The 22,870-nt window shown below is 40.9% G+C and carries 22 protein-coding genes and 3 tRNA genes; 13 read left to right on the forward strand and 12 right to left on the reverse strand.

The annotated features are described in order from the left end of the window. Positions 1-96: 96 nt before the first annotated feature. Positions 97-1,569, forward strand: coding sequence for an IMP dehydrogenase (guaB, locus tag LA313_RS01625; protein ID WP_228912862.1), 1,473 nt, complete (start codon positions 97-99; stop codon positions 1,567-1,569). 275 nt (positions 1,570-1,844) lie between these two features. On the opposite strand, the gene LA313_RS01630 is transcribed toward guaB, so the two are convergent. Together LA313_RS01630 and LA313_RS01635 are read right to left on the reverse strand one after the other, a co-directional pair. After that, complete coding sequence (locus LA313_RS01630) at positions 1,845-2,354, reverse strand: OmpH family outer membrane protein (protein WP_228912863.1); 510 nt, start codon at positions 2,352-2,354, stop codon at positions 1,845-1,847. 72 nt (positions 2,355-2,426) lie between these two features. After that, positions 2,427-2,672: a hypothetical protein gene (locus tag LA313_RS01635; protein ID WP_228912864.1), complete on the reverse strand. Its 246-nt coding sequence runs from the start codon at positions 2,670-2,672 to the stop codon at positions 2,427-2,429. A gap of 137 nt (positions 2,673-2,809) precedes the next feature. Between LA313_RS01635 and LA313_RS01640 the strand changes: the two genes are divergently transcribed. Genes LA313_RS01640 through LA313_RS01650 form a run of 3 tightly spaced genes read left to right on the forward strand, consistent with a single transcriptional unit; the run spans position 2,810 to position 6,051 of the window. Continuing rightward, complete coding sequence (locus LA313_RS01640; RefSeq protein ID WP_228912865.1) at positions 2,810-3,670, forward strand: peptidyl-prolyl cis-trans isomerase; 861 nt, start codon at positions 2,810-2,812, stop codon at positions 3,668-3,670. Further along, on the forward strand, positions 3,633-5,081 hold the full coding sequence (locus tag LA313_RS01645; protein ID WP_228912866.1) for a peptidylprolyl isomerase: 1,449 nt from the start codon (positions 3,633-3,635) through the stop codon (positions 5,079-5,081). The genes LA313_RS01640 and LA313_RS01645 overlap by 38 nt, the downstream gene beginning before the upstream one ends. A gap of 16 nt (positions 5,082-5,097) precedes the next feature. Further along, the gene (locus tag LA313_RS01650) at positions 5,098-6,051 is read left to right on the forward strand and encodes an AAA family ATPase (RefSeq protein WP_228912867.1); all 954 of its coding nucleotides are present in this window, start codon (positions 5,098-5,100) and stop codon (positions 6,049-6,051) included. Positions 6,052-6,232: 181 nt separating this feature from the next. Here the strand turns inward: LA313_RS01650 and LA313_RS01655 are convergent, their stop codons facing one another. Then, complete coding sequence (locus tag LA313_RS01655; protein ID WP_228912868.1) at positions 6,233-6,394, reverse strand: hypothetical protein; 162 nt, start codon at positions 6,392-6,394, stop codon at positions 6,233-6,235. 175 nt (positions 6,395-6,569) lie between these two features. Here LA313_RS01655 and LA313_RS01660 point away from each other — a divergent pair, with 175 nt between their 5' ends. Beyond that, positions 6,570-8,837 carry an aconitate hydratase gene (locus LA313_RS01660; protein ID WP_228912869.1) on the forward strand — a complete coding sequence of 756 codons (2,268 nt, stop codon included), beginning with the start codon at positions 6,570-6,572 and terminating at the stop codon, positions 8,835-8,837. A gap of 198 nt (positions 8,838-9,035) precedes the next feature. On the opposite strand, the gene LA313_RS01665 is transcribed toward LA313_RS01660, so the two are convergent. From LA313_RS01665 to LA313_RS01680, 4 genes are all read right to left on the reverse strand, one after another. Continuing rightward, positions 9,036-9,458, reverse strand: a complete 423-nt coding sequence (locus LA313_RS01665) for a hypothetical protein (protein WP_228912870.1) — start codon at positions 9,456-9,458, stop codon at positions 9,036-9,038. 189 nt (positions 9,459-9,647) lie between these two features. After that, a tRNA-Leu gene (locus LA313_RS01670) sits at positions 9,648-9,731 on the reverse strand. A 252-nt stretch (positions 9,732-9,983) separates the two neighbouring features. Next, a tRNA-Lys gene (locus LA313_RS01675) sits at positions 9,984-10,056 on the reverse strand. A gap of 20 nt (positions 10,057-10,076) precedes the next feature. Then, positions 10,077-10,149 (reverse strand) — tRNA-Lys (locus LA313_RS01680). A 132-nt stretch (positions 10,150-10,281) separates the two neighbouring features. On the opposite strand from LA313_RS01680, the gene LA313_RS01685 reads away from it, so the two are divergent. Beyond that, complete coding sequence (locus LA313_RS01685) at positions 10,282-10,803, forward strand: shikimate kinase (protein WP_228912871.1); 522 nt, start codon at positions 10,282-10,284, stop codon at positions 10,801-10,803. Here LA313_RS01685 and LA313_RS01690 read toward each other — a convergent pair. Then, positions 10,795-11,298, reverse strand: a complete 504-nt coding sequence (locus tag LA313_RS01690; protein ID WP_228912872.1) for a phosphoribosyltransferase family protein — start codon at positions 11,296-11,298, stop codon at positions 10,795-10,797. The genes LA313_RS01685 and LA313_RS01690 overlap by 9 nt on opposite strands. Before the next feature lie 42 nt (positions 11,299-11,340). Further along, positions 11,341-11,721 carry an RNA-binding S4 domain-containing protein gene (locus tag LA313_RS01695; protein ID WP_228912873.1) on the reverse strand — a complete coding sequence of 127 codons (381 nt, stop codon included), beginning with the start codon at positions 11,719-11,721 and terminating at the stop codon, positions 11,341-11,343. Positions 11,722-11,798: 77 nt separating this feature from the next. On the opposite strand from LA313_RS01695, the gene LA313_RS01700 reads away from it, so the two are divergent. Beyond that, positions 11,799-12,704, forward strand: a complete 906-nt coding sequence (locus tag LA313_RS01700; protein WP_228912874.1) for an FKBP-type peptidyl-prolyl cis-trans isomerase — start codon at positions 11,799-11,801, stop codon at positions 12,702-12,704. A gap of 46 nt (positions 12,705-12,750) precedes the next feature. Here LA313_RS01700 and LA313_RS01705 read toward each other — a convergent pair whose 3' ends face one another. The 3 genes from LA313_RS01705 to LA313_RS01715 form a co-directional block, all read right to left on the reverse strand. Next, entirely contained in the window at positions 12,751-13,359 is a 609-nt protein-coding gene (locus LA313_RS01705; RefSeq protein ID WP_228912875.1) for an outer membrane beta-barrel protein, read from the reverse strand. A 120-nt stretch (positions 13,360-13,479) separates the two neighbouring features. Next, on the reverse strand, positions 13,480-14,433 hold the full coding sequence (locus tag LA313_RS01710) for a transketolase family protein (RefSeq protein ID WP_228912876.1): 954 nt from the start codon (positions 14,431-14,433) through the stop codon (positions 13,480-13,482). Positions 14,434-14,560: 127 nt separating this feature from the next. Continuing rightward, positions 14,561-15,406 carry a transketolase gene (locus LA313_RS01715; RefSeq protein ID WP_228912877.1) on the reverse strand — a complete coding sequence of 282 codons (846 nt, stop codon included), beginning with the start codon at positions 15,404-15,406 and terminating at the stop codon, positions 14,561-14,563. A gap of 267 nt (positions 15,407-15,673) precedes the next feature. On the opposite strand from LA313_RS01715, the gene tgt reads away from it, so the two are divergent. From tgt to LA313_RS01745, 6 genes are all read left to right on the forward strand, one after another. Then, complete coding sequence (tgt, locus tag LA313_RS01720; RefSeq protein ID WP_228912878.1) at positions 15,674-16,804, forward strand: tRNA guanosine(34) transglycosylase Tgt; 1,131 nt, start codon at positions 15,674-15,676, stop codon at positions 16,802-16,804. 1 nt (position 16,805) lies between these two features. Next, positions 16,806-17,882 carry an LptF/LptG family permease gene (locus tag LA313_RS01725; protein WP_228912879.1) on the forward strand — a complete coding sequence of 359 codons (1,077 nt, stop codon included), beginning with the start codon at positions 16,806-16,808 and terminating at the stop codon, positions 17,880-17,882. Next, the gene (locus tag LA313_RS01730) at positions 17,869-18,792 is read left to right on the forward strand and encodes a DMT family transporter (RefSeq protein ID WP_228912880.1); all 924 of its coding nucleotides are present in this window, start codon (positions 17,869-17,871) and stop codon (positions 18,790-18,792) included. Before LA313_RS01725 ends, LA313_RS01730 begins: the two co-directional genes overlap by 14 nt. Before the next feature lie 45 nt (positions 18,793-18,837). After that, the gene (locus LA313_RS01735) at positions 18,838-19,791 is read left to right on the forward strand and encodes an acetyl-CoA carboxylase carboxyltransferase subunit alpha (protein WP_228912881.1); all 954 of its coding nucleotides are present in this window, start codon (positions 18,838-18,840) and stop codon (positions 19,789-19,791) included. Between the two features lie 167 nt (positions 19,792-19,958). Further along, positions 19,959-21,512, forward strand: coding sequence for a replicative DNA helicase (gene dnaB, locus LA313_RS01740; protein ID WP_228912882.1), 1,554 nt, complete (start codon positions 19,959-19,961; stop codon positions 21,510-21,512). A 97-nt stretch (positions 21,513-21,609) separates the two neighbouring features. Beyond that, on the forward strand, positions 21,610-22,851 hold the full coding sequence (locus tag LA313_RS01745) for an asparagine synthetase B (protein WP_228912897.1): 1,242 nt from the start codon (positions 21,610-21,612) through the stop codon (positions 22,849-22,851). The last annotated feature ends 19 nt before the right edge of the window (positions 22,852-22,870 follow it).

Raw genomic sequence — 22,870 nt, forward strand, 5'->3', positions numbered from 1 at the left:
TCTGTTTCCGGTTGAATAAAAGCAAATTAAAATTAGATTACTTCTACTTTGTGCCGGAAAGGGTGTATATTTGCACGCAATTAAATCTTAATTGCTATGATCGCACACACCTCCAGGATACTGGGCGAAGGACTTACCTACGATGACGTACTTTTAGTCCCTGCCTTTTCAGAAATCCTTCCCCGCGAAGTTAAAATCCAGTCGAAATTCACCCGCAACATCACGTTAAATGTGCCTATAGTTTCCGCAGCTATGGATACAGTTACCGAGTCACGTATGGCTATTGCCATGGCGCGTGAAGGAGGAATTGGAGTACTTCATAAGAACATGACTGCCGAAGAGCAGGCGCTTAAGGTGCGAAAAGTGAAGCGCGCCGAGAGCGGGATGATCATAGACCCCATAACTTTGCCTATAACTGCAAAGGTGCGTGATGCAAAGGAAAATATGCGGGAGCACAGCATTGGGGGAATTCCTATTGTGGACAAAGAAGGAAAATTGTTGGGCATCGTTACAAACCGTGACCTTCGATTTGAAAAGAACAATGACCGGCCAATTTCAGAAGTGATGACTTCTGAAAATCTTGTTACTGTAGCCGAAGGGACTTCCCTTGAAGAGGCCGAAGTGATATTACAACAGAACAAGATCGAAAAACTTCCCGTAGTAAATTCTGAAGATAAACTGGTGGGGCTAATAACCTTCCGGGATATCACTAAACTCACTCAAAAACCAATTGCCAATAAAGATACCTACGGAAGGCTTCGTGTTGCAGCCGCTATTGGCGTGACCGGTGATGCTGTTGAAAGAGCTGAAGCTTTGGTAAATGCCGGAGTGGACGCTATAGTAATCGACACTGCTCATGGACATACCAGGGGCGTGGTTACTGTGCTGAAAGAAGTGAAGAAAAAATTTCCCAACCTTGAAGTTATTGTTGGAAATATCGCAACTGCCGAAGCTGCCAAATATCTTGTAGAAGCCGGGGCAGATGCCGTAAAAGTTGGAATAGGACCGGGATCTATCTGTACAACCAGGATAGTGGCGGGAGTTGGTTTTCCACAGTTCTCAGCTGTACTTGAAGTAGCAGCAGCTATTAAAGGAAGTGGAGTTCCTGTGATTGCCGATGGGGGAATAAGATATACCGGTGATATTCCCAAGGCTCTTGCTGCAGGGGCAGATTGTGTGATGCTTGGATCGCTGTTGGCTGGTACAAAAGAATCCCCGGGAGAAACCATTATCTACGAAGGACGAAAATTTAAATCCTACCGCGGAATGGGTTCTGTGGAAGCCATGAAGCAGGGATCTAAAGATCGTTACTTCCAGGATGTGGAAGATGATATTAAAAAGCTGGTACCCGAAGGGATCGTGGGACGCGTTCCATATAAGGGAGACCTCTATGAAAGTATTCACCAGTTCATTGGCGGCCTTAGAGCCGGAATGGGTTACTGCGGTGCAAAAGATGTCGCCACGCTTCAGGAAACTGCAAAATTCGTGAAGATAACTGCTTCAGGTATTAATGAAAGTCATCCGCACAATGTGACTATCACTAAAGAATCTCCAAACTACAGCAGGTAGTTTAAGAATAAAGAACCAAGAGCCAAGAGCCAAGAATCAGGACTTAAATATTTGAAGTTTGTTTTGGGTTTTTTGATACGGTAGTAGTGATAAATCTCCTCTATCGAAGTTGATCTGACCAGGAGCGAATTTTAAGAAAATAAAAAAGGAGGGTCTCAAAAATGCCATTTTTGAGACCCTCCTTTTTTTAGCAATGTCACTGATTGCAATAGTTTACTTTCAGTTATTGGCCTGCACATCATTCACTTCTGACCACTGACCACTGACTACTAAATTTATTCCGTTTCTTCAATTCCTAAAATATTCAGGACCTTAAGGGTGATATCAGAATCCTGAGAAGAATAAGCCAGGTCATTTCCGCCGGCATGGAAGATCTGCGTATAGTTTTCTTCCTGGATCACCTTCATCATGGCTTCATTGATCTTCTCGTAAAGAGGCTGGGTAAGTTCATTTCTCTTCATTTGGATCATTACAGTGGCTTTTTGCCGAAAATTCTTAATATCATTTTCAAGATTAATGATCTCAGATTCTTTGGCTGTTCGATCTTCTTCAGAAAGGGTGGTGCTGTTCGCCTGATAATCCGTCACCAGGGTTTCATATGTTGCAACGTTCGATTCCAGCTCTTTTTGAAGGTCGGTATTATAGGTCTTTAGGCCTTCATTAACCTGGGCCATCTCGGGCATTTGGTTAAGGATGTACTCGGCATCTATGGTTCCGATCTTTGACTGGGCAAAAGCTGAAATACTTAAAAAGGCAAAACTTAAAACTAAAAGATATTTTTTCATGGTTTGATTTTGATTTTCGCAAATATAAAGGAGCAGAGGCATTTATGAAGATTTTAAGAAATTATTTTTTTTCTATTCTTCATATAGCTGTCCGCGATGGGGTTTTAAAGCATCCCGTACAGGAGGCATTTCACTATCGGTAACTACAAGAAAAGCAATGACATGAGCTTCAGAGATCTTTTCTGAACCAACAACATTCATTGTTAATTGAGAGGTATTTACAAATTCCTGCAGGTGAATGGCGTGATGGGCGGCAGTCGATTCGGCATCGGGTCCGCGAAAATCCCAGATGAGTTTTAATTTTCTTTCTTCGGGCATTGCTGTTGTTTTAGGTTTGCTTCTCTACCAAAGCCGGGCCAAAAATATACTTTTTCTAATTTTCTTTCGTTTGACGTGCAGGTTGGTATACTCTTTGGAATTTGTATTTTTGGCAATTCACAATATTTCTAAATACTTTGTTAATAAAAAAAGGAATTTTCTCACTTGTTTTTTTGGGCTTTTTGACCGGAAGCTGCAATTTCCTGAATGAACCCGAGGAAAAGGAAGTGATCGCTCGCGTGAATGATGCCTATCTTTACAGGGATGATGTTGCCCCCCTGGTTTCCGAAAATACTTCACCCGAAGACAGCACCTTACTTATAAATAATTTTATTACCCGTTGGGCCACTCAGAAGCTACTTCTTGACAGGGCCAGGGTAAACCTTAGCGGAGAACAGCAGGCCGAATTTGATCGCCTGGTGCAGAACTATAAGAATGAACTATATGCAAAGGCTTATACAGATGCGATTGTGGGACGCGAACTGGATACCAATATAACCCGTGCCGCAGCCGAAGCATACTACGAGGAGAATGGGGAGAATTTTATTCTCAATGAGAACCTTGTAAAAGTGAGATATATCAATATTACCAAGAATAACAGTGATTTTGAAACCATTAAAACCCGCTTCCGCAGGTTTGATGAGGAGGATAAAAGAGCCCTTCTCGAAATGGCCATCCAGTTTAATTCCTATTCATTGAATGATTCGGTTTGGGTGAAGACAAAACAGGTTTACGATAAAATACGACCTTTGACCCCTCAGGACGATCCCGAATTCTTAAAAAATAAGAATTTTATGCAGCTTGAAGACTCATTAGGAGTATATTTGATCTCTGTTGAGGATGTTAGACTGCGCAATGAACAGGCGCCGATAGAATATTCTTTGCCGGGTATAAAACAGATACTGCTTAATAAAAGAAAGCTGGATCTTATTAAGAAATTAGAAAAAGACATTACACAAGATGCTATTAAAAATGACGAATTTGAAATCTATAATTAAATCATTAGGACTGTTGCTGCTTATTATTAGCGGGGGCAACATACAGGCGCAGGAAGTGATAGTTACCGATAGTACTTCTATTGGGATCGAAGCTGAGATCCAGGAAAAAATAAATGACAGGAGCGGTCGCTTTAAAGTAGATGGCGTGGCAGCGGTGATAGGAGATTTTGTGGTTCTTGAAAGCGATATAGACAAGATGTACCTTGAACTTCAAAGCCAGGGTGTTTCCACCGAAGATGTTACTAACTGTAATCTTGCGGGACGTTTAATGGAGAACAAGCTGTATGCACATCATGCAATACAGGACAGTATCCTGGTTTCTGATGCCGAGATCAATGCCAATATAGATCAACAGCTGGCTTACATGACCCAGCAGGTAGGTTCTCTTGAAAAAGTTCTTGAATTCTATAAGAAGGATAGTGAAGCTGAATTTAGAGCCGAACTATTTGAGATCAATAAGCAAAACAGACTTGCCTCAGAAATGCAACGCAAAATTGTTGATGCAGTGGAAATAACTCCTGAAGAAGTGAGAGCCTTTTTTACCGATATACCTGAAGATGAACTTCCGGTGTTTGGAGATGAGGTTGAGATCTCTCAAATTGTGGTAGAGCCTGAAATTCCGCAGGAAGAAATTACGGAGATTCTAAACCGCCTCAATAAAATGAGGGCAGATGTTGTTGAGAATGGAGCCAGTTTTGCTACTAAGGCTGTGTTATATTCTCAGGATCCCGGTTCAAGATCTTCCGGAGGAAAAATTTCTTTAACCCGTAAGGATCCTTTTGTAAAGGAATTTAAAGATGCTGCTTTTTCAATGCAGGAAGGAGAGGTAAGTAAACCTTTCCAAACAGAATTTGGTTATCATATTTTAACCGTAGATAAGATTCGTGGACAGCAGGTAGATGTACGTCACATCCTTTTAATTCCCGATGTTACCGAAGAAACAAAACAAGAGGCTTTTGACAAGATCGATAATGTTAGAGAACGTATCATTAATGATGAGATCTCTTTCGCCGATGCAGCAAAAGAAGTTTCCGATGAAAAGGAAACCCGTGAGAGTGGCGGAAAATTAGTAAATCCTACCACCGGAGATACGCGATTTGAACTTACTAAAATTGATCCTTTGCTTTATGAGAAGGTCGTTAACCTAAAAGAAGGAGAGGTTTCAACCATTCTGACAGATCAAGATAATACCGGTCGCCCTTTTTACAAGATCATCACCGTGACCAACAGGTATTCTGAACATAAGGCTAATTATGCACAGGATTACAACAAGATCAAGGAACTTGCCTTAAGGGACAAGCAATTGGAAGCTATTGAAAAATGGCAAAAGGAGAAGATTGAAGAAACTTATGTGAAGGTGAACGGGGAATACAGGAATTGCGAATTCTCCAGCAACTGGCTAAAGAACTAAACTACTATTGGCAATTATGACAGATGTAGAGGCAGTAAAGAATCTGGTCAACAGGCACCAACAATTAAGGCAGGAAATTGCCAAAAGGATTGTGGGTCAGCAGGAGGTGGTAGATCAGATCCTTTTATCTGTTTTTTCAGGTGGTCATTCGTTGCTTATTGGAGTACCCGGGCTTGCAAAAACCCTTATGGTCAATACCATTGCACAGGCATTGGGACTTGACTTTAAAAGAATTCAATTCACACCAGATTTAATGCCGAGCGACATCCTTGGATCTGAGATCCTGGATGAAAACCGGCATTTTAAATTTATAAAAGGTCCTGTCTTTGGTAATATTATCCTTGCCGATGAGATCAACAGGACTCCTCCCAAGACACAGGCGGCATTATTGGAAGCCATGCAGGAACGGGCAGTGACGGTAGCGGGACAACATTATAAGCTGGATCTTCCTTACTTCGTATTGGCTACCCAAAACCCTATTGAGCAGGAAGGGACTTATCCATTACCCGAGGCTCAACTCGATAGATTTATGTTCGCGATCAAGCTTGAATATCCCTCTTTTGAAGAGGAGATAGAGGTAGTGAAAAGTACTACCGGTGATGAGGTGACAGAGATCAACTCCCTCTTTACCGCTCAGGAAATCGTGGATTTTCAGCATTTGATTAGAAGAATTCCCGTAGCCGACAATGTGGTGGAGTATGCGGTTAACCTTGTTGGGAAAACGCGTCCTGCAGGAGAAAGAGCAACGGCGCTTGTAAAAGAGTATGTGGATTGGGGTGCGGGGCCAAGAGCTTCTCAAAACCTCATTTTAGGAGCCAAAGCAAATGCAGCGGTTCATGGTAAATTTTCTCCCGATATTGAAGATGTACAGGCAGTGGCTTACGGAATACTAAGGCATCGGGTGATCAAGAATTACAAGGCCGAAGCAGAAGGAATTTCTGAAGAAGAGATCATAAAGAGCTTATTTTAAGATCTTTTATTATATTTATTCCATGATAAATTTTCTGGCGAAGTTTAAAATACCTGTGATCGTAGTTTTCTTTGCCTGCCAGTTCTTGTGGTATAGATCTGGCGCCAATTTTCTTGATTGGCAAAGTTTCACCTTCCTATCCTCAATGAGCTTTATTTTTCTCACCGGGTTTTGGCTTTTTCTATTGTTCGACATGATCAATACTAAAATCTTCAACAAAACCTTTTGGCTGATCTCTATGCTTATCATGCCATGGATTGCGCCTGCTGTATATCTCTTTCAACGGAAAAAGCTGCAGCATATTAGAACTTCGATCTTTAGAAAAGATTAAATAATTCTTCATTTTTATCATTTTCTTATTTTAATGCTAATTTTGTGTCATTAGCTTATTTTTCTGCATCCTATTTTCAGGAATCATTAAATTATCTTTAGGTAATTTTCATGTTTTGTAATGATTTTTTAATTCGGGCGGGAATTTGTAATTTTGCAACACTTCAGAATAAAAAATTAAACAAGATATGGCTTACGATATTGATATGATCAAGAAGGTTTACAGCCAGATGAGCGAGCGGGTGAACACTGCACGTGAGATCGTTGGAAAACCTTTGACTCTTTCAGAAAAGATCCTTTATTCCCATCTTTGGGATGGAAAACCTTCTCAGAAATTTACCAGGGGTAAAGATTATGTAGAATTTGCACCAGACAGGATTGCCTGCCAGGATGCTACCGCACAAATGGCTTTACTGCAGTTTATGCAGGCAGGAAAGAAGAATGTTGCAGTTCCTACCACCGTTCATTGTGATCACCTTATCCAGGCAAAACTTGGAGCTCAATTTGACTTGCCAAGTGCAAAAAAATCCAGTGATGAAGTTTTTGACTTCCTTGAGTCTGTTTCAAATAAGTACGGAATTGGTTTCTGGAAGCCGGGAGCTGGAATCATTCACCAGGTAGTATTGGAAAACTATGCTTTTCCGGGAGGAATGATGATTGGTACAGATTCGCATACAGTTAACGCCGGAGGACTTGGAATGGTCGCTATTGGTGTTGGTGGTGCAGATGCTGTTGACGTGATGGCAGGAATGCCATGGGAACTTAAATTTCCAAAATTAATAGGGGTGAAGCTTACCGGAAAACTTTCTGGTTGGACTGCTCCAAAAGATGTTATTTTAAAAGTTGCGGGTATCCTTACCGTTAAAGGAGGAACCGGTGCAATTATAGAATATTTCGGGGAAGGCGCACAATCAATGTCGGCCACAGGAAAAGGTACTATTTGTAACATGGGGGCAGAAGTTGGGGCAACCACTTCTACTTTTGGTTACGATGAGTCAATGGCGAGATATCTGCGAGCGACCAATCGTGCAGATGTTGCAGATGCTGCCAACGAAGTAAAGGAACACCTTACGGGAGATGATGAGGTTTATGCAAACCCTGAGCAGTATTTTGATGAGGTGATCGAGATCAATCTTTCAGAATTGAAACCGCACCTTAATGGACCTTTCACTCCAGATCTTGCTACTCCAATTTCAGAAATGGGAGAGAAAGCTAAAAAGAATGACTGGCCTATCAATGTAGACTGGGGACTAATTGGTTCCTGTACCAACTCCTCTTACGAAGATCTTACCCGTGCCGCTTCTATTGCCAAACAGGCAGTAGATAAGAAAGTAAAAGCAAAGTCTGATTTTGGGATCAATCCCGGATCTGAAACAATTCGTTTTACTGCGGAAAGAGATGGTCTTTTGAAAATTTTCGAAGATCTTGATGCTACTATTTTCACAAATGCTTGCGGACCTTGTATTGGACAGTGGGATCGAAGCGACCGTAAGGGAGAGGAAAAGAACACTATTGTGCATTCCTTTAACCGAAACTTCTCAAAAAGAGCAGATGGAAACCCCAATACTCACGCTTTCGTTGGCTCCCCTGAGCTGGTGGCGGCAATTGCAATTTCGGGTAGACTGGACTTTGATCCAACTACAGATACTTTACTTAATGAAGATGGGGAACATGTCAAGCTTGATGAGCCGACAGGATTAGAATTGCCACCAAAAGGATTTGATGTTGAAGATCCCGGCTATCTTGCCCCAACGGCAGATGGTGCGAGTGTTGAGGTGAAAGTTAGTCCAACTTCTGAAAGGTTACAGTTGCTCGAGCCATTTGAGCCGTGGGACGGTAAAAACCTGATGGGGGCTAAACTCCTTATCAAAGCCTTTGGAAAATGTACGACAGACCATATTTCTATGGCCGGACCATGGTTACGCTTTAGAGGACATCTGGATAACATTTCAAATAATTGTTTGATTGGAGCTGTAAATGCTTTTAACAAGAAAACAAATTTCGTAAAGAGCCAGATCACCGGCGAGTTTGATGGAGTGCCAAACACTCAGCGTAAATATAAAGCAGCAGGAATTCCGACTGTAGTAGTTGGAGATCACAACTATGGAGAGGGATCTTCCAGAGAGCACGCCGCGATGGAGCCAAGGCACCTGGGAGTAAAAGTAGTGCTGGTGAAATCTTTTGCCAGGATACATGAGACCAACCTTAAAAAGCAAGGTATGCTCGGGATAACTTTTGCCAATGAAAGTGATTACGACCTTATCCAGGAGGATGATACCTTCAACTTCATAGATCTTGAAGATTTTGCGCCAGATAAGCAACTAACGATTGAGATCGTTCATGCCGATGGCTCAAAGGATACTATAAAGGCGAATCATACCTACAACCTGCCTCAAATCGAGTGGTACAAGGAAGGATCTGCCCTTAACCTTATTAAAAAGCAGAATGCTGCTTAAGAAGATGATTTAAGGATATAAACAAAACTCCCGTCACCGCGGGAGTTTTTCTTTTTAAAAAGTATATAAAAGAAAAAAGCAACTCCGAAGAATTGCTTTTAAAAAGTAGATGAGAACTCCGGAGGTTTAATTCCGGAGGATTCATCAAGTAATTTTTGCCCCCCAGTAAAAATTACTATTTGTTCTCATCTATTTAATTTATGGTAAGGATTCCAGCTTATTCTTGTGTTTAAAAAGAACATCAAGAGTTGAGGATGGAATATCCTGATTATAAAGTGTTTCGTAGTACAATTTAATATTTTTTTTCTCTTTTTCATAACATGCCTTCAAATTTAAATTATTGAAGGTGTTGCGGGCCAGGTAATCCAGCTTAAGAAAGACAGGTAAAAAATTTAATACTGCAGTTCCAACAGTGGATGTCTGGATTGAATTTTTAATATTAAAAAGAAGCTTTCTTAACTCCAGTTTGGCTTTTTCTCTAATCTCTATCAATTTCGCAATATTCTCGGCCATGTCTTTATCTTCCTGCTTCAGGTCGTAATAAAGAACATAATACATTTGAAGTAGATCATCATTTGACAGATCTAATTTTAATAGCTGAGAGTATAATTGAAATTGCATCTTCCTTTACTTAAAAGAGTAAATTATCTATGATAAATGTAATCTTTATTTCTTCTCTTGAAGATGCTAATAATGTGATTAACAGAATTTTATGCTTTGTGTGAGAAGTTGAGTAAGAAACGTGAAAATCTTAACGAATTGAAGAAAATCCATTAAGAAAAGGGGGGAGTATTTTTAATCTGTAGAAAGTGCCCAGAGCGGGACTCGAACCCGCACGCTCTAATGAACACATGGCCCTCAACCATGCCTGTCTACCAGTTCCAGCACCTGGGCATTCTTTAAGATTTCATTAACAAACCCGTAGGGGTATTTTTAAGAAATCAAATAATAAATAAAGTGACCTTGAACTTTTTTAGTTGAAAAACAAAGGAGATTTGTAAAACAACTAGAGTAAATTGATTCATAAAAGATCATTTCGTTTCACCTAAAGATCTGGAGGTTTACCTTCCAGAAGATCTTCTATAACTAAAAGCGTGCTCGAATAGTGAGTCGTGAAATATCTTACAGAATCTTGTGTTAAATAAGTGACCTGGCTGGGACTCGAACCCAGGACCCTCTCCTTAAAAGGGAGATGCTCTACCAACTGAGCTACCAGGTCAATATGTAAAGAACTTGTTGTGATCTGGCTGGGGCTCGAACCCAGGACCCTCTCCTTAAAAGGGAGATGCTCTACCAACTGAGCTACCAGATCTTCTTTGTTGCATTTTTGCTAATGCGGGTGCAAATATACCCACATTTATTTATTTTTCAAGAACAAATTGACATAAATTTGACCATCAATTTAAACTTGAGATTAAACTCCTTATAAATCATATATTTAAGTATGAAATTAATTCTTGCAGGTTATATGGGATCCGGTAAAACAGCGGTTGGAAAGGCTCTTTCCGCTCATTTGTCGATGGATTTTATTGATCTGGATAATGAAATAAGTGTAGAAGAAAATAAAACAATTCCCGAAATTTTTTCGGCATCGGGTGAAATTTACTTCAGAAGAAGGGAAGCAGAAGTGCTAAAAAAACTGCTGGAGCAGGAAAGAAGTTTCATTCTTGCCCTGGGAGGCGGAACCCCGTGTTATGGAAAGAATCTTCAGCTTATTAAAGATGCATCCGAAACTACTTTAATATATCTTAAAACAGGCTTGCTACAGCTAAAGGCAAGATTAACTGAAGAAAAGGATAGCAGACCATTAATAAAGGATCTTAAGACTCCCGAGGTCCTGGAAGATTTTATCAGGAAACATTTATTTGAGCGCACCTTCTATTATAACCAAAATGATCTTACGGTTTCCACCGATGATAAATCTATAGAACAGGTAGTGCAGGAAATAAGCGAAAAGCTAAATTAGTTCCACTCTGGCGGCATCTTTATTGAAATGCACCTTAACCGTCTCGTGAATAGATGTGGAGAGAGAGATACCTTTAAAGTCGGCTTTTACGGGATAATTTTTATGACTCCGGTCCACGAGAACTGCAGTCTTGAATTTTTTAAGGGGAACATCCAAAAAGTGTCTTACTCCATAGATCAAAGTTGTACCCGAGTTGAGTACATCATCAATTAATACAAGAGCCTTGTCACGGTAATCCTCTGGCGGCAGGCTGGTGGTAATGGGATCTAACGGCTTCTTCTTGTTTATTTTAACCTCGCAAAGCAAAACTTCAAGGTCTGAGATCTTCTCAAGTTCTGCCTGTAGTTTTTGTGCAAGCTCAAAACCACTTTTAGCGATCCCAGCTAAGATAATCTGTTCTTCGTCTACATTGCTTTCGTAGATCTGGTAAGCGATCCTCTTGATTTTATGGTTGATCTGCTCATTGTTCAGGATTAAAACAGAATTATTCTCCATGGGGTGTTTTTTTCAAAGATAGTAATTGGACATGAAATTTTATCAATCCTCATCAGCTTCGGGATCGAACCAGTCATCCAATTCCCTGCGGTCTTTTTTGGTTGGTCTTCCCGTTCCCTTTTTCCGGTAATAATCCTGTGAATATTTAAGGAGCTCTCTTTTCTCAAGTTCTTCCTTGGGAGTAATATCGTTGATATATAGATTCACCAGTTTTGCTCCCACCCGGCTCTTTGGAAGATCCAGTACATCTATCTGGTAGTTGATCTGATTTTTCCTTACCTGTATCTTATCTGCAGGATAAACTTCCCTGGATGGCTTAACTATGGCGTCATTCATTCTTACTTTACCCTGTTTGCATGCCTCTGTGGCAACACTTCGGGTTTTAAAATATCTCACACACCATAAAAATTTATCTACTCTCATATTTGTACAGTAAAAATCGGTCTATCTTCAGCAAAAATACAAGAATATTGTATCTTGCGGCCCTAAATTACCTATTGATGAAACTGAATAAATTTTTGTTTTTATATCTTTTTGCAGCTGTGTTTATGCTTTCATGTGATAAGGATGATGATGGTCCCGAAGTTGTTCCTCCAAGAGACAGGGGAGAACAGGAGTTGACAGATCAGGCCGCATTGGATGAATATCTTGATACGCATTTTTATAATTACGAGGAGTTTGAGAACGCCCCCGAAGGTTTCGACTACAGGATAGAAATTGATACCATAAATGCCGATAATGCCGGTAAAACTCCTTTAAGCGAGTCACCGCTGCTGGAGACAAAGAAGTTTAATTATGAAGGAGTAGAGTATACTTACTATGTTCTAAAGGTACGTGAAGGTGCAAGTGAGCAGCCGCAACCAAAATTCAGTGATTCAACTTATGTTTCCTATGAAGGGTCTTTACTTAACAGGGAGACTTTCGATTCTTCTCAAAGTCCTGTTTGGTTCGATCTCACCCAGACAATTCCCGGTTTTGGACAGGCCATGACCGAATTTCGTGGCGCCTCAAGTTTTGAGGTATTGCCGGATAATAGCGTGGAATGGAGCAATGATTACGGTATTGGTGCAATGTTCCTTCCATCGGGTCTTGGTTACTTTAGTTCTTTTGAAGGCAATATTCCTTCCTATAGTCCTTTGGTTTTTACTTTTAATCTCTACAGGGTTAATGAGGCCGACCATGACCGGGATGGAATTCCTTCATGGATGGAAGATCTTGATGAAAATAAAAGACTGACAAATGATGATACAGATGGGGATAACGCGCCAAATTACCTGGATAGGGATGATGATGGGGACTTTATTCCCACCCTTGAAGAAATATCTGATGAAGAAGGAAATATTATTTTTCCCTATCCCGATGTAGATGGGGATGGAACACCAGATTATCTGGATCCTAACAATTAATTAAAAAAGCCCCGAAAGGGGCTTTTTTGATATTCTAATTTGTATTCTATAAACTAAGTGAGAGACCAAAAATTATTTGGCTTGGACGGGTATCAACCCTTTTTAATCCTACGTCACCACCATCACGAATCATGAATTCTGCTTCATTTTCTTTGAGCGCTCTTTCATATCTTACATCAAGGCCTAATTTACCAAGCTGGATCCCTGCACCTAACTGTGCGCCAATAGTAAATTCGTCTTTTACGTCTGCCAGTTCAAAACCTTCAAAATCATTGTCAACAATGTATTGTAAACTTGGTCCTGCAAATATCCTTACCGGGCCAAAAATTTTTGTACCCACTAAAATTGGTAGATCAATTTTGGATACACTATAATCTGCTTCCTGCTGGTTGAATTGGTAGGAGCTTTTGGTAGTGGTGTACACCAGCTCGGGCCTTAAAAAGAAACCAAGGATATTTGCCTCATAGTAGACGCCTAAATGATATCCCATTTTGCTTTCTCCACCCTCCAGGATATCTTCACCGGCATTGGTAACATCGTTGTAAGTGATCTCCCCATTATCGGCATAATTGAGGCCACCTTTAACTCCGAATCCACTTTGGGCCATTGCTGCGGAAGTTGTTGCAAACATTAAAATTATCAGGTACTTTTTCATAAAAGGTTTGTTTAGGTTATAGCTTTAAAACGGTTGTAGGATTATTTTATTTGCTCAAAAGATAAAGCCTCCCAAAAATGACATTTTTGAGAGGCTTTAAAATTAAGAGTTTTTGGAAACTTATTTTCTCTTGATCACTTTTTCTGAAGCTTTTACAATAGCAGCAGCATTCAATCCGTATTTTTCCATAAGCTGCTCGGGGGTTCCACTTTCACCAAAAGTGTCCATAGTAGCAACAAATTCCTGCGGAGCAGGATGATTTTGAACTAAAGTTCGGGCTACGCTTTCTCCCAGTCCGCCAAGGAAGTTGTGTTCTTCGGCAGTCACAACGCATCCGGTTTTTCCTACTGAAGCCAGGATTGCTGCTTCATCAAGAGGTTTTATGGTGTGGATGTTGATCACTTCAGCCGAGATTCCTTTTCTTTCAAGTTCTTCGGCAGCTTGTAGCGCTTCCCAAACCAAATGACCTGTGGCAATGATTGTCACATCTTTACCTTCATTCAGCAAAACTGCTTTCCCTACTTCAAATTTTTGATCTTCAGGAGTGAAATTGGCAACTTTTGGTCTTCCGAAGCGAAGATATACTGGGCCGTGATGTTCGGCAATTGCAATGGTAGCAGCTTTCGTTTGATTGTAATCACAGGTGTTGATCACAGTCATTCCCGGCAACATTTTCATAAGACCGATGTCTTCAAGGATCTGGTGCGTTGCACCATCTTCTCCAAGGGTAAGTCCCGCGTGAGAAGCACAGATCTTTACGTTCTTGTCTGAATAAGCTATAGACTGCCTAATTTGGTCATAGACCCTTCCGGTTGAAAAGTTGGCAAAAGTTCCCGTGAAAGGAATTTTTCCACCAATGGTCATCCCGGCGGCGATTCCCATCATGTTAGCTTCAGCAATTCCTACCTGGAAAAAACGCTCTGGATGATTCTTTTCGAAATCTCCCATTTTTAAAGATCCGGTAAGATCGGCACAAAGCGCAACCACGTTAGGATTCGATTTTCCCAATTCTGTCAAACCATCACCAAAACCTGAACGGGTATCTTTACTTCCTGTATTTGTATATTTTTTCATGTTTTTTAAACTTTTCTTTCCGTAGCCTGCTTATAGACAGCAGGGGGAACATATTAAAAGTAGTTTTTTAAAGGAGCTCGAAAATAGACTGTTTCTCAAATCTAAGATCTCATATCTCACATCTATTTTAGTAGTCTCCTAAAGTTTCTGGGTTTTGAACCAAAGCTTTTTCCAGCTGCTCATCATTTGGAGCAACACCGTGCCACTTGTGAGTGTGCATCATGAAATCTACTCCATGTCCCATAACGGTAGTCATAATAACTGCTACCGGTTTACCTTTGCCGGTGCGGCTTTTAGCTTCCTGTAATCCTTTAATAACTTCAGAAATGTTGTTCCCGTCTTTGATTTCAAGAACATCCCAGCCAAAGGCTTCAAATTTTGCTGTAATGTCTCCCATAGGTAAAACATCATCTGTACAGCCGTCAATTTGCTGATGATTTCGATCTACAGTGGCAATAAGGTTGTCAACTTTTTTGGCAGCTGCATACATGATGGCTTCCCAATTTTGACCTTCCTGAAGTTCCCCGTCACCGTGAAGTGAGTAAACAAGGTGCTTATCTCCATTCAGCTTTTTTGTGTTTGCAGCACCAATGGCCACAGATAGTCCCTGGCCTAAAGATCCCGATGCAATTCTTACTCCCGGCAGTCCTTCGTGTGTTGTAGGGTGGCCCTGTAATCTTGAATTAATAAGTCTGAAAGTGTTGAGTTCCTCTATCGGAAAATATCCGCTTCGGGCAAGAACGCTGTAAAATACCGGGGAAATATGACCATTGGAAAGGAAGAACAAATCTTCTCCATTCCCATTCATGTCAAATCCTTCTTTGCGATCCATCATCTCCTGATAGAGTACGCTGATAAATTCGGCACAGCCCAAAGATCCTCCCGGGTGTCCGGAATTTACTTTGTGGACCTGCCTTACAATATCCCTTCTTACCTGGGAGACAAAATCTTCTAGTTGTTGTGTGTTTGGCATCTGGATTTAATTAAATGTGCTGCAAAAATACTATTTTATCAACGCTTTGGAAATCAACTCATGCCTATTCTTTTCAAAAGTTGTGAAGAATTAATGGTTGAAAGTTAAAGTAGATAAATGAAAAATGGAAAACTACACAAAAAAGTCACAAATGTCCTTGTGAAAAATTGGTCTTCCAGGTGGTAATTAATCCTGCTGCTGACTTCGTACTTCTAAGTTCTAAGTTCGTACTTAAATTGGTTATCTTTGCGCCCATTAAAATCTTCTATGAAATTTGAATTAGCAGTGACAGATCCCGGCAGCAGTGCACGTGCCGGAGTTATAACTACAGATCACGGAACCATCGAAACTCCCATCTTTATGCCGGTGGGAACCATAGCTACCGTAAAAGGAATTAGTCAAAAAGATCTCAAGGAACAGGTAAATCCCGATATTATTTTAGGAAATACATATCACCTTTATCTGCGGCCTCAAACCGAGATCCTGAAAAAGGCCGGCGGACTCCATAAATTTATGAACTGGGACCGCAATATTCTTACCGATAGTGGCGGATACCAGGTTTATTCTCTTTCTGAAAGACGTAAGATCAAAGAAGAAGGCGTGAGATTTAAATCGCATATCGATGGATCCTACCATAATTTCACCCCCGAAAATGTTATGGAGATCCAGCGACAGATTGGTGCAGATATTATCATGGCTTTTGACGAATGCACGCCATATCCCTGCGATTACAAATACGCAAAGAACTCCATGCATCGTACGCATCGCTGGTTGGATCGTTGTATAACCCATTTTGAGAAGACGCCGCCACTTTACGGCTATTCACAGTCTCTTTTCCCTATTGTACAGGGGAGTACTTATAAAGACCTAAGAGAACAATCGGCTGAATATATAGCTGCAGCAGGGGCAGAGGGCAATGCCATTGGCGGACTTTCAGTAGGGGAACCGGCAGAAGAAATGTACGCCATGACCGAGATCGTGACGAATATCCTTCCGAAGGAAAAGCCGCGTTATCTAATGGGAGTTGGAACACCAATTAATATTCTGGAAAATATTGCTCTGGGAGTAGATATGTTTGATTGTGTGATGCCAACCAGGAATGCCAGAAATGGAATGCTCTTTACTGCTCATGGCACCATTAATATCAAGAATAAGAAGTGGGAAGATGACTTTTCTCCTATTGATGACAGCGGTATGACTTATGTTGATACTTACTACACCAAAGCATACTTAAAACATTTGTTTTCGGTCAATGAATTGCTTGGCAAGCAAATTGCTACCATGCATAACCTCGGCTTCTACCTTTGGTTGGTTCGTGAAGCCAGAAAACATATCTTAGCCGGGGATTTTGCCTCCTGGAAAAATAAGATGGTACAGCAAATGAACAAACGTCTCTAAATTGAAGATTCTTGACTGGTACATACTAAAGCGATACCTGGGAACATTTATATTAATGTTGCTCCTCTTTATCCCTATTGGTATAACGGTGAACCTGGCCGAGAAGATCGACAAGATCCTGCAGAATGAAGTGCCTTTCTTGGAGGTGGTAAATTATTATATCGACTTTACGATCTATTTTGCCAACCTGCTTTTTCCTTTATTCCTGTTTCTTTCGGTTATTTGGTTCACCTCTAAACTTGCTCAGAATACGGAAATTATTGCCTTCTTAAGTAGTGGTGTTTCCTTCTGGCGGTTTCTTCGTCCTTATTTGATAGGGTCCACAATTGTGTGTGCAGCTGCTCTTGTCATGGGGATGTACCTTGCTCCAAGTGCCAGTAAGGGTTTTAATGAATTTAAATACACTTATTTAAAAAAGGGTAGTGAAGTACAGGAGACCAGTGACGTCTACAGGCAGATCAACGATAATGAATTTATTTACGCCTCCCATTTTCAGCCTCGAATTAATTCAGCTCAAAACTTCACCTTAGAACACTTTGAGGGGAATAAGATGCTCTTTAAGATTAGCGCATCCAGGTTAAAATTGAATGAAGAAGATTCAACTTATACTTTGACCAACTATAATAAGAGAATAATAGGGGAGGAAGAAGATGAATTGATCTTCGAAATAAGTAAAGACACCATTCTTCCTTTTGATTTTGAGGAACTCACGCCGGTATCTTATATGGCCGAAACTCTTAATTACAATGAACTCGAAGCCTTTATCGAGCAGGAAAAAGGTCGTGGTTCGGGGAATATAAACCGCTATAAGGTGGTGGCCTATAAGCGATGGAGTCTTCCGGTTTCTGCCTACATACTTACCGTAATTGCAGTTGCCGTTTCTTCGATGAAGCGCCGTGGGGGAATGGGAGTGAACCTGGCACTGGGAATAACCCTTGCCTTTGTCTTTATCTTTATGGATAAGGTTTTTGGAACCATTGCCGAGCAGAGTACTTTCTCTCCCCTTCTGGCTGTATGGTTTCCCAATATTTTCTTCGGAATTTTAGCTGTTTACCTGCTCTGGAATGCTAAGCGATAAAGCTAAAGCTTACCTGCATTTTCACTTAATTGTGTTCATCTGGGGATTCACCGCTGTTTTGGGAGCATTGATAACTCTATATGCCGTGCCGCTGGTATGGTACAGGATGTTAATGGCGAGTGGTTTTATTTTTCTCTGGATCAAATGGAAGAAGAAGAAATTACGTCTTGCACCAAAGCGGGTCCTTGTGATGTTGATTGCCGGGGTGATAATCGCTCTTCACTGGCTTACCTTTTTTGGTGCTATTAAAGTGTCCAATGTTTCTATTACGCTAGCCTTGCTTTCTACAGGAGCTTTTTTCACCTCTTTTCTGGAACCTTTATTTTATAAGCGGAAGGTAATATGGTATGAGATCCTTTTTGGAGTCATTGTAATTTGCGGTCTCTACATTATATTTAAGGTTGAGACAGAATATGTCCTGGGAATACTTCTTGCTTTGATTTCTGCATTTCTTTCGGCAGTTTTCTCCCTCATCAATGGAAAACTGGCTCAAAAGGAAGATGCTTCAGTCATCTCTTTTTACGAACTTCTCACTGGTACAGGAGCCATAACTATATATCTGCTTGTAATGTCATTTTTCGAAAACAGTACGGCAGGTTTCAGCAGTGAGTTTTTTAGTGTTTCGGCTATGGACTGGACCTACCTTATTATCTTGGCTTCGGTATGTACTGCCTATGCTTTCATAGCTTCTGTAGCTGTTATGCGATATTTGAGTCCATATACAATAATGCTGACGATCAACCTGGAGCCGGTTTATGGAATTCTACTTGCCTTTTGGATCTTTGGGAGCGATGAAGCAATGGATCCGGGGTTCTATTACGGGGCTGTAATTATTTTAACCACAGTGATTATGAACGGCATTTTAAAGACGAGGAGAAAATTCAAAAAACAGCCAAAACCTACCTCTTAAGTTTCTTATATTTGTAAGCTAATTAAAAACAACCCATAACTCATTATGGAATATTTAGACTTTGAATTACCTATAAAGGAGTTGGAAGAACAATACCAAAAGGCTTGTGCCATTGGTCAGGAAAGTGATGTCGATGTTACTGCCACTTGCCGTCAAATTGAAAAAAGACTAAACGAAACTAAAAAGGAAATATATAAGAATCTTACTGCCTGGCAGAGGGTTCAGCTTTCCAGGCATCCAAACCGTCCATATACTCTTGATTATATCAATGCTATTTGTGGTGATACTTTTCTTGAACTTCATGGAGACAGAAATGTGAAAGATGACAAAGCCATGATTGGAGGTCTTGGAAAAATTGGGGATCAAAGTTACATGTTCGTTGGTCAACAAAAAGGTTATAATACCAAGACTCGCCAGTATCGTAATTTCGGAATGGCAAACCCCGAAGGATATCGCAAGGCGCTGCGCCTTATGAAATCTGCTGAGAAATTTGGTATTCCTGTAGTGACTTTCGTAGATACCCCGGGCGCTTATCCAGGCCTTGAAGCCGAAGAGCGTGGACAGGGAGAGGCTATTGCCCGAAATATTCTTGAAATGACCCGCTTAAAAGTGCCAATTATCGTTGTGATCATTGGAGAAGGAGCAAGTGGGGGAGCCCTTGGAATTGGAGTGGGAGATAAGGTACTCATGCTTGAAAATACATGGTACTCTGTAATTTCGCCCGAATCCTGTTCTTCAATTTTATGGAGAAGCTGGGAGTTTAAAGAAAAAGCAGCCGATGCTTTAAAACTTACCGCCAAGGATATGAAAAAGCAAAAGCTTATTGATGAGATCGTCAAAGAACCGGTTGGAGGCGCCCACAGCAACAGGGAAATGACTTTTGAAATTGTTAAGAATGCCATTTCTGAAGCTTATGGTGAGTTTAAAAACTTATCACCAGAAGAACTGACTAAAAAACGAATGAATAAGTATTCCCAAATGGGAGTCTTTAAAGGTTAAATCCTTACTACATAAGAAAGAAAAAAATCCGAAGGGTTACTCTTCGGATTTTTTTGGCCTTATCAACAACTAATTAAAGTTGTCAACAGTTAAAATGTTCATAAACTGTGAACTAAGTAAAGCTGTCTTCAACGAAGTTCTAAACTCTATTTTTCTACTTTCGTAATATGGAAAAAGTCAAAGCCCCACAAAATATCAATTACAGTCCCGGGAATGTCATAAATCTCGAGAAAGGTAAAATTCCGCCACAAGCGGTTGATTTAGAAGAAGTTGTGCTTGGCGCGATGATGATCGATAAAAGAGGGGTTGACGAGATCATCGATATTTTACATCCCGACGTTTTCTATAAAAGTGCTCACCAGCATATTTTTGAAGCTATATTTAAGCTTTTTGAAAACTCAGAACCGGTCGACTTATTAACGGTTTCCAATCAATTAAGGAAAGATCAAAAACTCGAGCAGGTGGGAGGGGATTTTTACCTGGTACAGCTCACCCAAAAAGTATCTTCTTCTGCCCATATTGAATTTCATGCGAGGATCATTCTTCAAAAATATATTCAGCGTAGTTTGATCAAGATCTCTAACGAGATCATCGAAGAGTCGTATGATGAAACCACAGATGTATTTGACCTTTTAGACACTGCAGAATCCAAACTTTATGAAGTAACCCAGGGGAACATTAAAAGATCTTCAGAGACTGCCCAGGATCTTGTAATGCAGGCTAAGAAAAAGATTCAGGAAATTTCCAATAAATCGGGACTTTCGGGAATTCCTTCAGGATTTGAGAGGCTGGATAAGCTAACTTCCGGTTGGCAGCCCAGTGACCTTATTATTGTTGCTGCGCGTCCAGGTATGGGTAAAACGGCCCTTACTTTGTCTATGGCCCGTAATATTTCCGTAGGACAGAATATTCCTGTGGCTTTCTTTTCCCTGGAGATGTCCTCGGTACAGTTGATCACTCGTTTGATATCTTCAGAAACCGGACTGTCTTCTGAAAAACTTCGTACAGGAAACCTGGAAAAACACGAGTGGGAACAGCTTAACGTAAAAGTAAAAGGCCTTGAAAAAGCGCCTCTTTTTATAGATGATACTCCTTCCCTTTCAATTTTTGATTTAAGGGCGAAAGCAAGAAGACTGGCTTCACAACATGGAATTAGATTGATCGTGATTGATTACCTGCAGTTGATGACGGCCGGTGGTAGTCAAAAAGGTGGAAACAGGGAACAGGAAATTTCAACCATTTCCCGAAACTTAAAAGCCCTGGCAAAGGAACTCAATGTACCGGTGATCGCGCTCTCCCAGCTCTCCCGTGCCGTGGAAACCAGGGGAGGTTCAAAAAGGCCACTTTTGAGTGACCTTCGGGAATCTGGAGCTATCGAGCAGGATGCCGATATTGTTTCCTTCATTTATCGTCCCGAATATTATAAAATTGAGGAGTGGGATGATGAAGAGCGTTCTCCTACAGACGGACAGGCAGAATTCATTGTGGCAAAACACAGGAATGGTGGCCTTGAGAATATTAGGTTGAAATTCGTTGGTCATTTAGGTAAATTCGATAACTTAGATGACTTTGATTCCCCGTCTGAGTTTCATTCGAAAATGAATGACAATGACTCAGGAGATATGAGCTTTACTACCGGGCATTTTCCCAGTGCCGATGAAGCTTTTGGAAGCTCAATGAATGATGATCTAAATGATGACGACAGCGACGTACCTTTTTAAAAATGTGATTTTGTTCCTTCCGAATATCTTCGGAAGATCTCTTACTGATAATACACATCCTAAAGCCGGAAAGAATTTTCTCTTTTCCGGCTTTTTCATGCTCCTGTTTTTCCTAATGTCTTTTCCGGCTTTTGCTTCTCAAATCCTTATTCCTATGGATGCTGAAGGCCAACGAAACCATTTGAAGGCTTATGGCATTACCTACTGGATGCTCGAAAAAGACGCAAAAGTGCAGTGGCTGCTCAATTACCGGGGCGGATCCTTTCTTTTACCAGATTCTGAAGAACTGCGCAGGGAGTGTAAGATTCGTGGGGTCTCCTATGAGGTAATTAGTGATCAAAAAACCGAAACTATTCTGGAGGAAATTGCGAGCCCCTCCAGAAATATGGAGGCTGTTCTTCTGGAAAAAGCTCCTAAAATTGCAGTTTATTCCCCCGAAGGTAACCGGCCCTGGGACGATGCGGTAACTATGGTGCTTACCTATGCCGAGATTCCATATGAAACAATTTATGATAAGGAAGTCCTTAGTGACGCCCTTTTGTTGTTCGACTGGTTGCACCTGCATCATGAAGATTTTACGGGACAGTATGGTAAATTCTACCGCAGCTATCGCACCGCTCCCTGGTATATTGAAGATAAGAAACGGGCCGAAGCCCTTGCTTCAGAACTTGGTTATGATAAGGTTTCTGAAGAAAAACTGGCAGTTGCACTTAAAATTAGAGATTACGTTGTTGGAGGGGGATTCATGTTTGCGATGTGTAGTGCGACAGATAGTTTCGACATTGCCCTTTCTGCCGAAGGCGTTGACATTGCCGAACCCATGTTTGACGGGGATCCCAGTGATGCCGACTATCAGAAAAAACTGCACTTTGAAAAGAGCTTTGCCTTTGAAAACTTCATCCTGGAAAGAAATCCAATGGTTTACGAATTCTCGTCGATTGATATGACCAATAAGCGGCAGGTGCCTATGGACGTTGATTATTTTACGCTCATGGAATACTCCGCAAAATGGGATCCTGTACCAACCATGCTTACCCAAAATCATACTAGGCTGGTAAAAGGTTTTATGGGACAAACTACCTCTTACGATCCTGCAACCATTAAACCTACGGTACTGGTAATGGGGCAAAGCAAGATCAATGGCGAAGCAAAATACATCCACGGAATTAAAGGCAATGGTTTTTTTACATTTTACGGAGGCCATGACCCCGAAGATTATCAACATATGGTAGGTGATCCAAAGACAGAATTAGAACTTCATCCCACCTCTCCCGGCTACCGTCTTATCCTTAATAATGTTCTTTTCCCTGCAGCCAAGAAACAAAAGCAGAAGACTTAGGAGAGGAATTCCTATTTTT

It is taken from the genome of Salinimicrobium sediminilitoris, from assembly GCF_020866905.1.
Taxonomy (GTDB): Bacteria; Bacteroidota; Bacteroidia; order Flavobacteriales; family Flavobacteriaceae; genus Salinimicrobium; species Salinimicrobium sediminilitoris.

Coding starts and splice junctions, on each gene's coding strand:
- guaB (WP_228912862.1), top strand. CDS start 97: ATGATCGCACACACCTCCAGGATACTGGGCGAAGGACTTACCTACGAT.
- LA313_RS01630 (WP_228912863.1), bottom strand. CDS start 2,354: ATGAAAAAATATCTTTTAGTTTTAAGTTTTGCCTTTTTAAGTATTTCA.
- LA313_RS01635 (WP_228912864.1), bottom strand. CDS start 2,672: ATGCCCGAAGAAAGAAAATTAAAACTCATCTGGGATTTTCGCGGACCC.
- LA313_RS01645 (WP_228912866.1), top strand. CDS start 3,633: ATGCTATTAAAAATGACGAATTTGAAATCTATAATTAAATCATTAGGA.
- LA313_RS01650 (WP_228912867.1), top strand. CDS start 5,098: ATGACAGATGTAGAGGCAGTAAAGAATCTGGTCAACAGGCACCAACAA.
- LA313_RS01655 (WP_228912868.1), bottom strand. CDS start 6,394: ATGAAGAATTATTTAATCTTTTCTAAAGATCGAAGTTCTAATATGCTG.
- LA313_RS01660 (WP_228912869.1), top strand. CDS start 6,570: ATGGCTTACGATATTGATATGATCAAGAAGGTTTACAGCCAGATGAGC.
- LA313_RS01665 (WP_228912870.1), bottom strand. CDS start 9,458: ATGCAATTTCAATTATACTCTCAGCTATTAAAATTAGATCTGTCAAAT.
- LA313_RS01685 (WP_228912871.1), top strand. CDS start 10,282: ATGAAATTAATTCTTGCAGGTTATATGGGATCCGGTAAAACAGCGGTT.
- LA313_RS01690 (WP_228912872.1), bottom strand. CDS start 11,298: ATGGAGAATAATTCTGTTTTAATCCTGAACAATGAGCAGATCAACCAT.
- LA313_RS01695 (WP_228912873.1), bottom strand. CDS start 11,721: ATGAGAGTAGATAAATTTTTATGGTGTGTGAGATATTTTAAAACCCGA.
- LA313_RS01700 (WP_228912874.1), top strand. CDS start 11,799: ATGAAACTGAATAAATTTTTGTTTTTATATCTTTTTGCAGCTGTGTTT.
- LA313_RS01705 (WP_228912875.1), bottom strand. CDS start 13,359: ATGAAAAAGTACCTGATAATTTTAATGTTTGCAACAACTTCCGCAGCA.
- LA313_RS01710 (WP_228912876.1), bottom strand. CDS start 14,433: ATGAAAAAATATACAAATACAGGAAGTAAAGATACCCGTTCAGGTTTT.
- LA313_RS01715 (WP_228912877.1), bottom strand. CDS start 15,406: ATGCCAAACACACAACAACTAGAAGATTTTGTCTCCCAGGTAAGAAGG.
- tgt (WP_228912878.1), top strand. CDS start 15,674: ATGAAATTTGAATTAGCAGTGACAGATCCCGGCAGCAGTGCACGTGCC.
- LA313_RS01730 (WP_228912880.1), top strand. CDS start 17,869: ATGCTAAGCGATAAAGCTAAAGCTTACCTGCATTTTCACTTAATTGTG.
- LA313_RS01735 (WP_228912881.1), top strand. CDS start 18,838: ATGGAATATTTAGACTTTGAATTACCTATAAAGGAGTTGGAAGAACAA.
- dnaB (WP_228912882.1), top strand. CDS start 19,959: ATGGAAAAAGTCAAAGCCCCACAAAATATCAATTACAGTCCCGGGAAT.
- LA313_RS01745 (WP_228912897.1), top strand. CDS start 21,610: ATGCTCCTGTTTTTCCTAATGTCTTTTCCGGCTTTTGCTTCTCAAATC.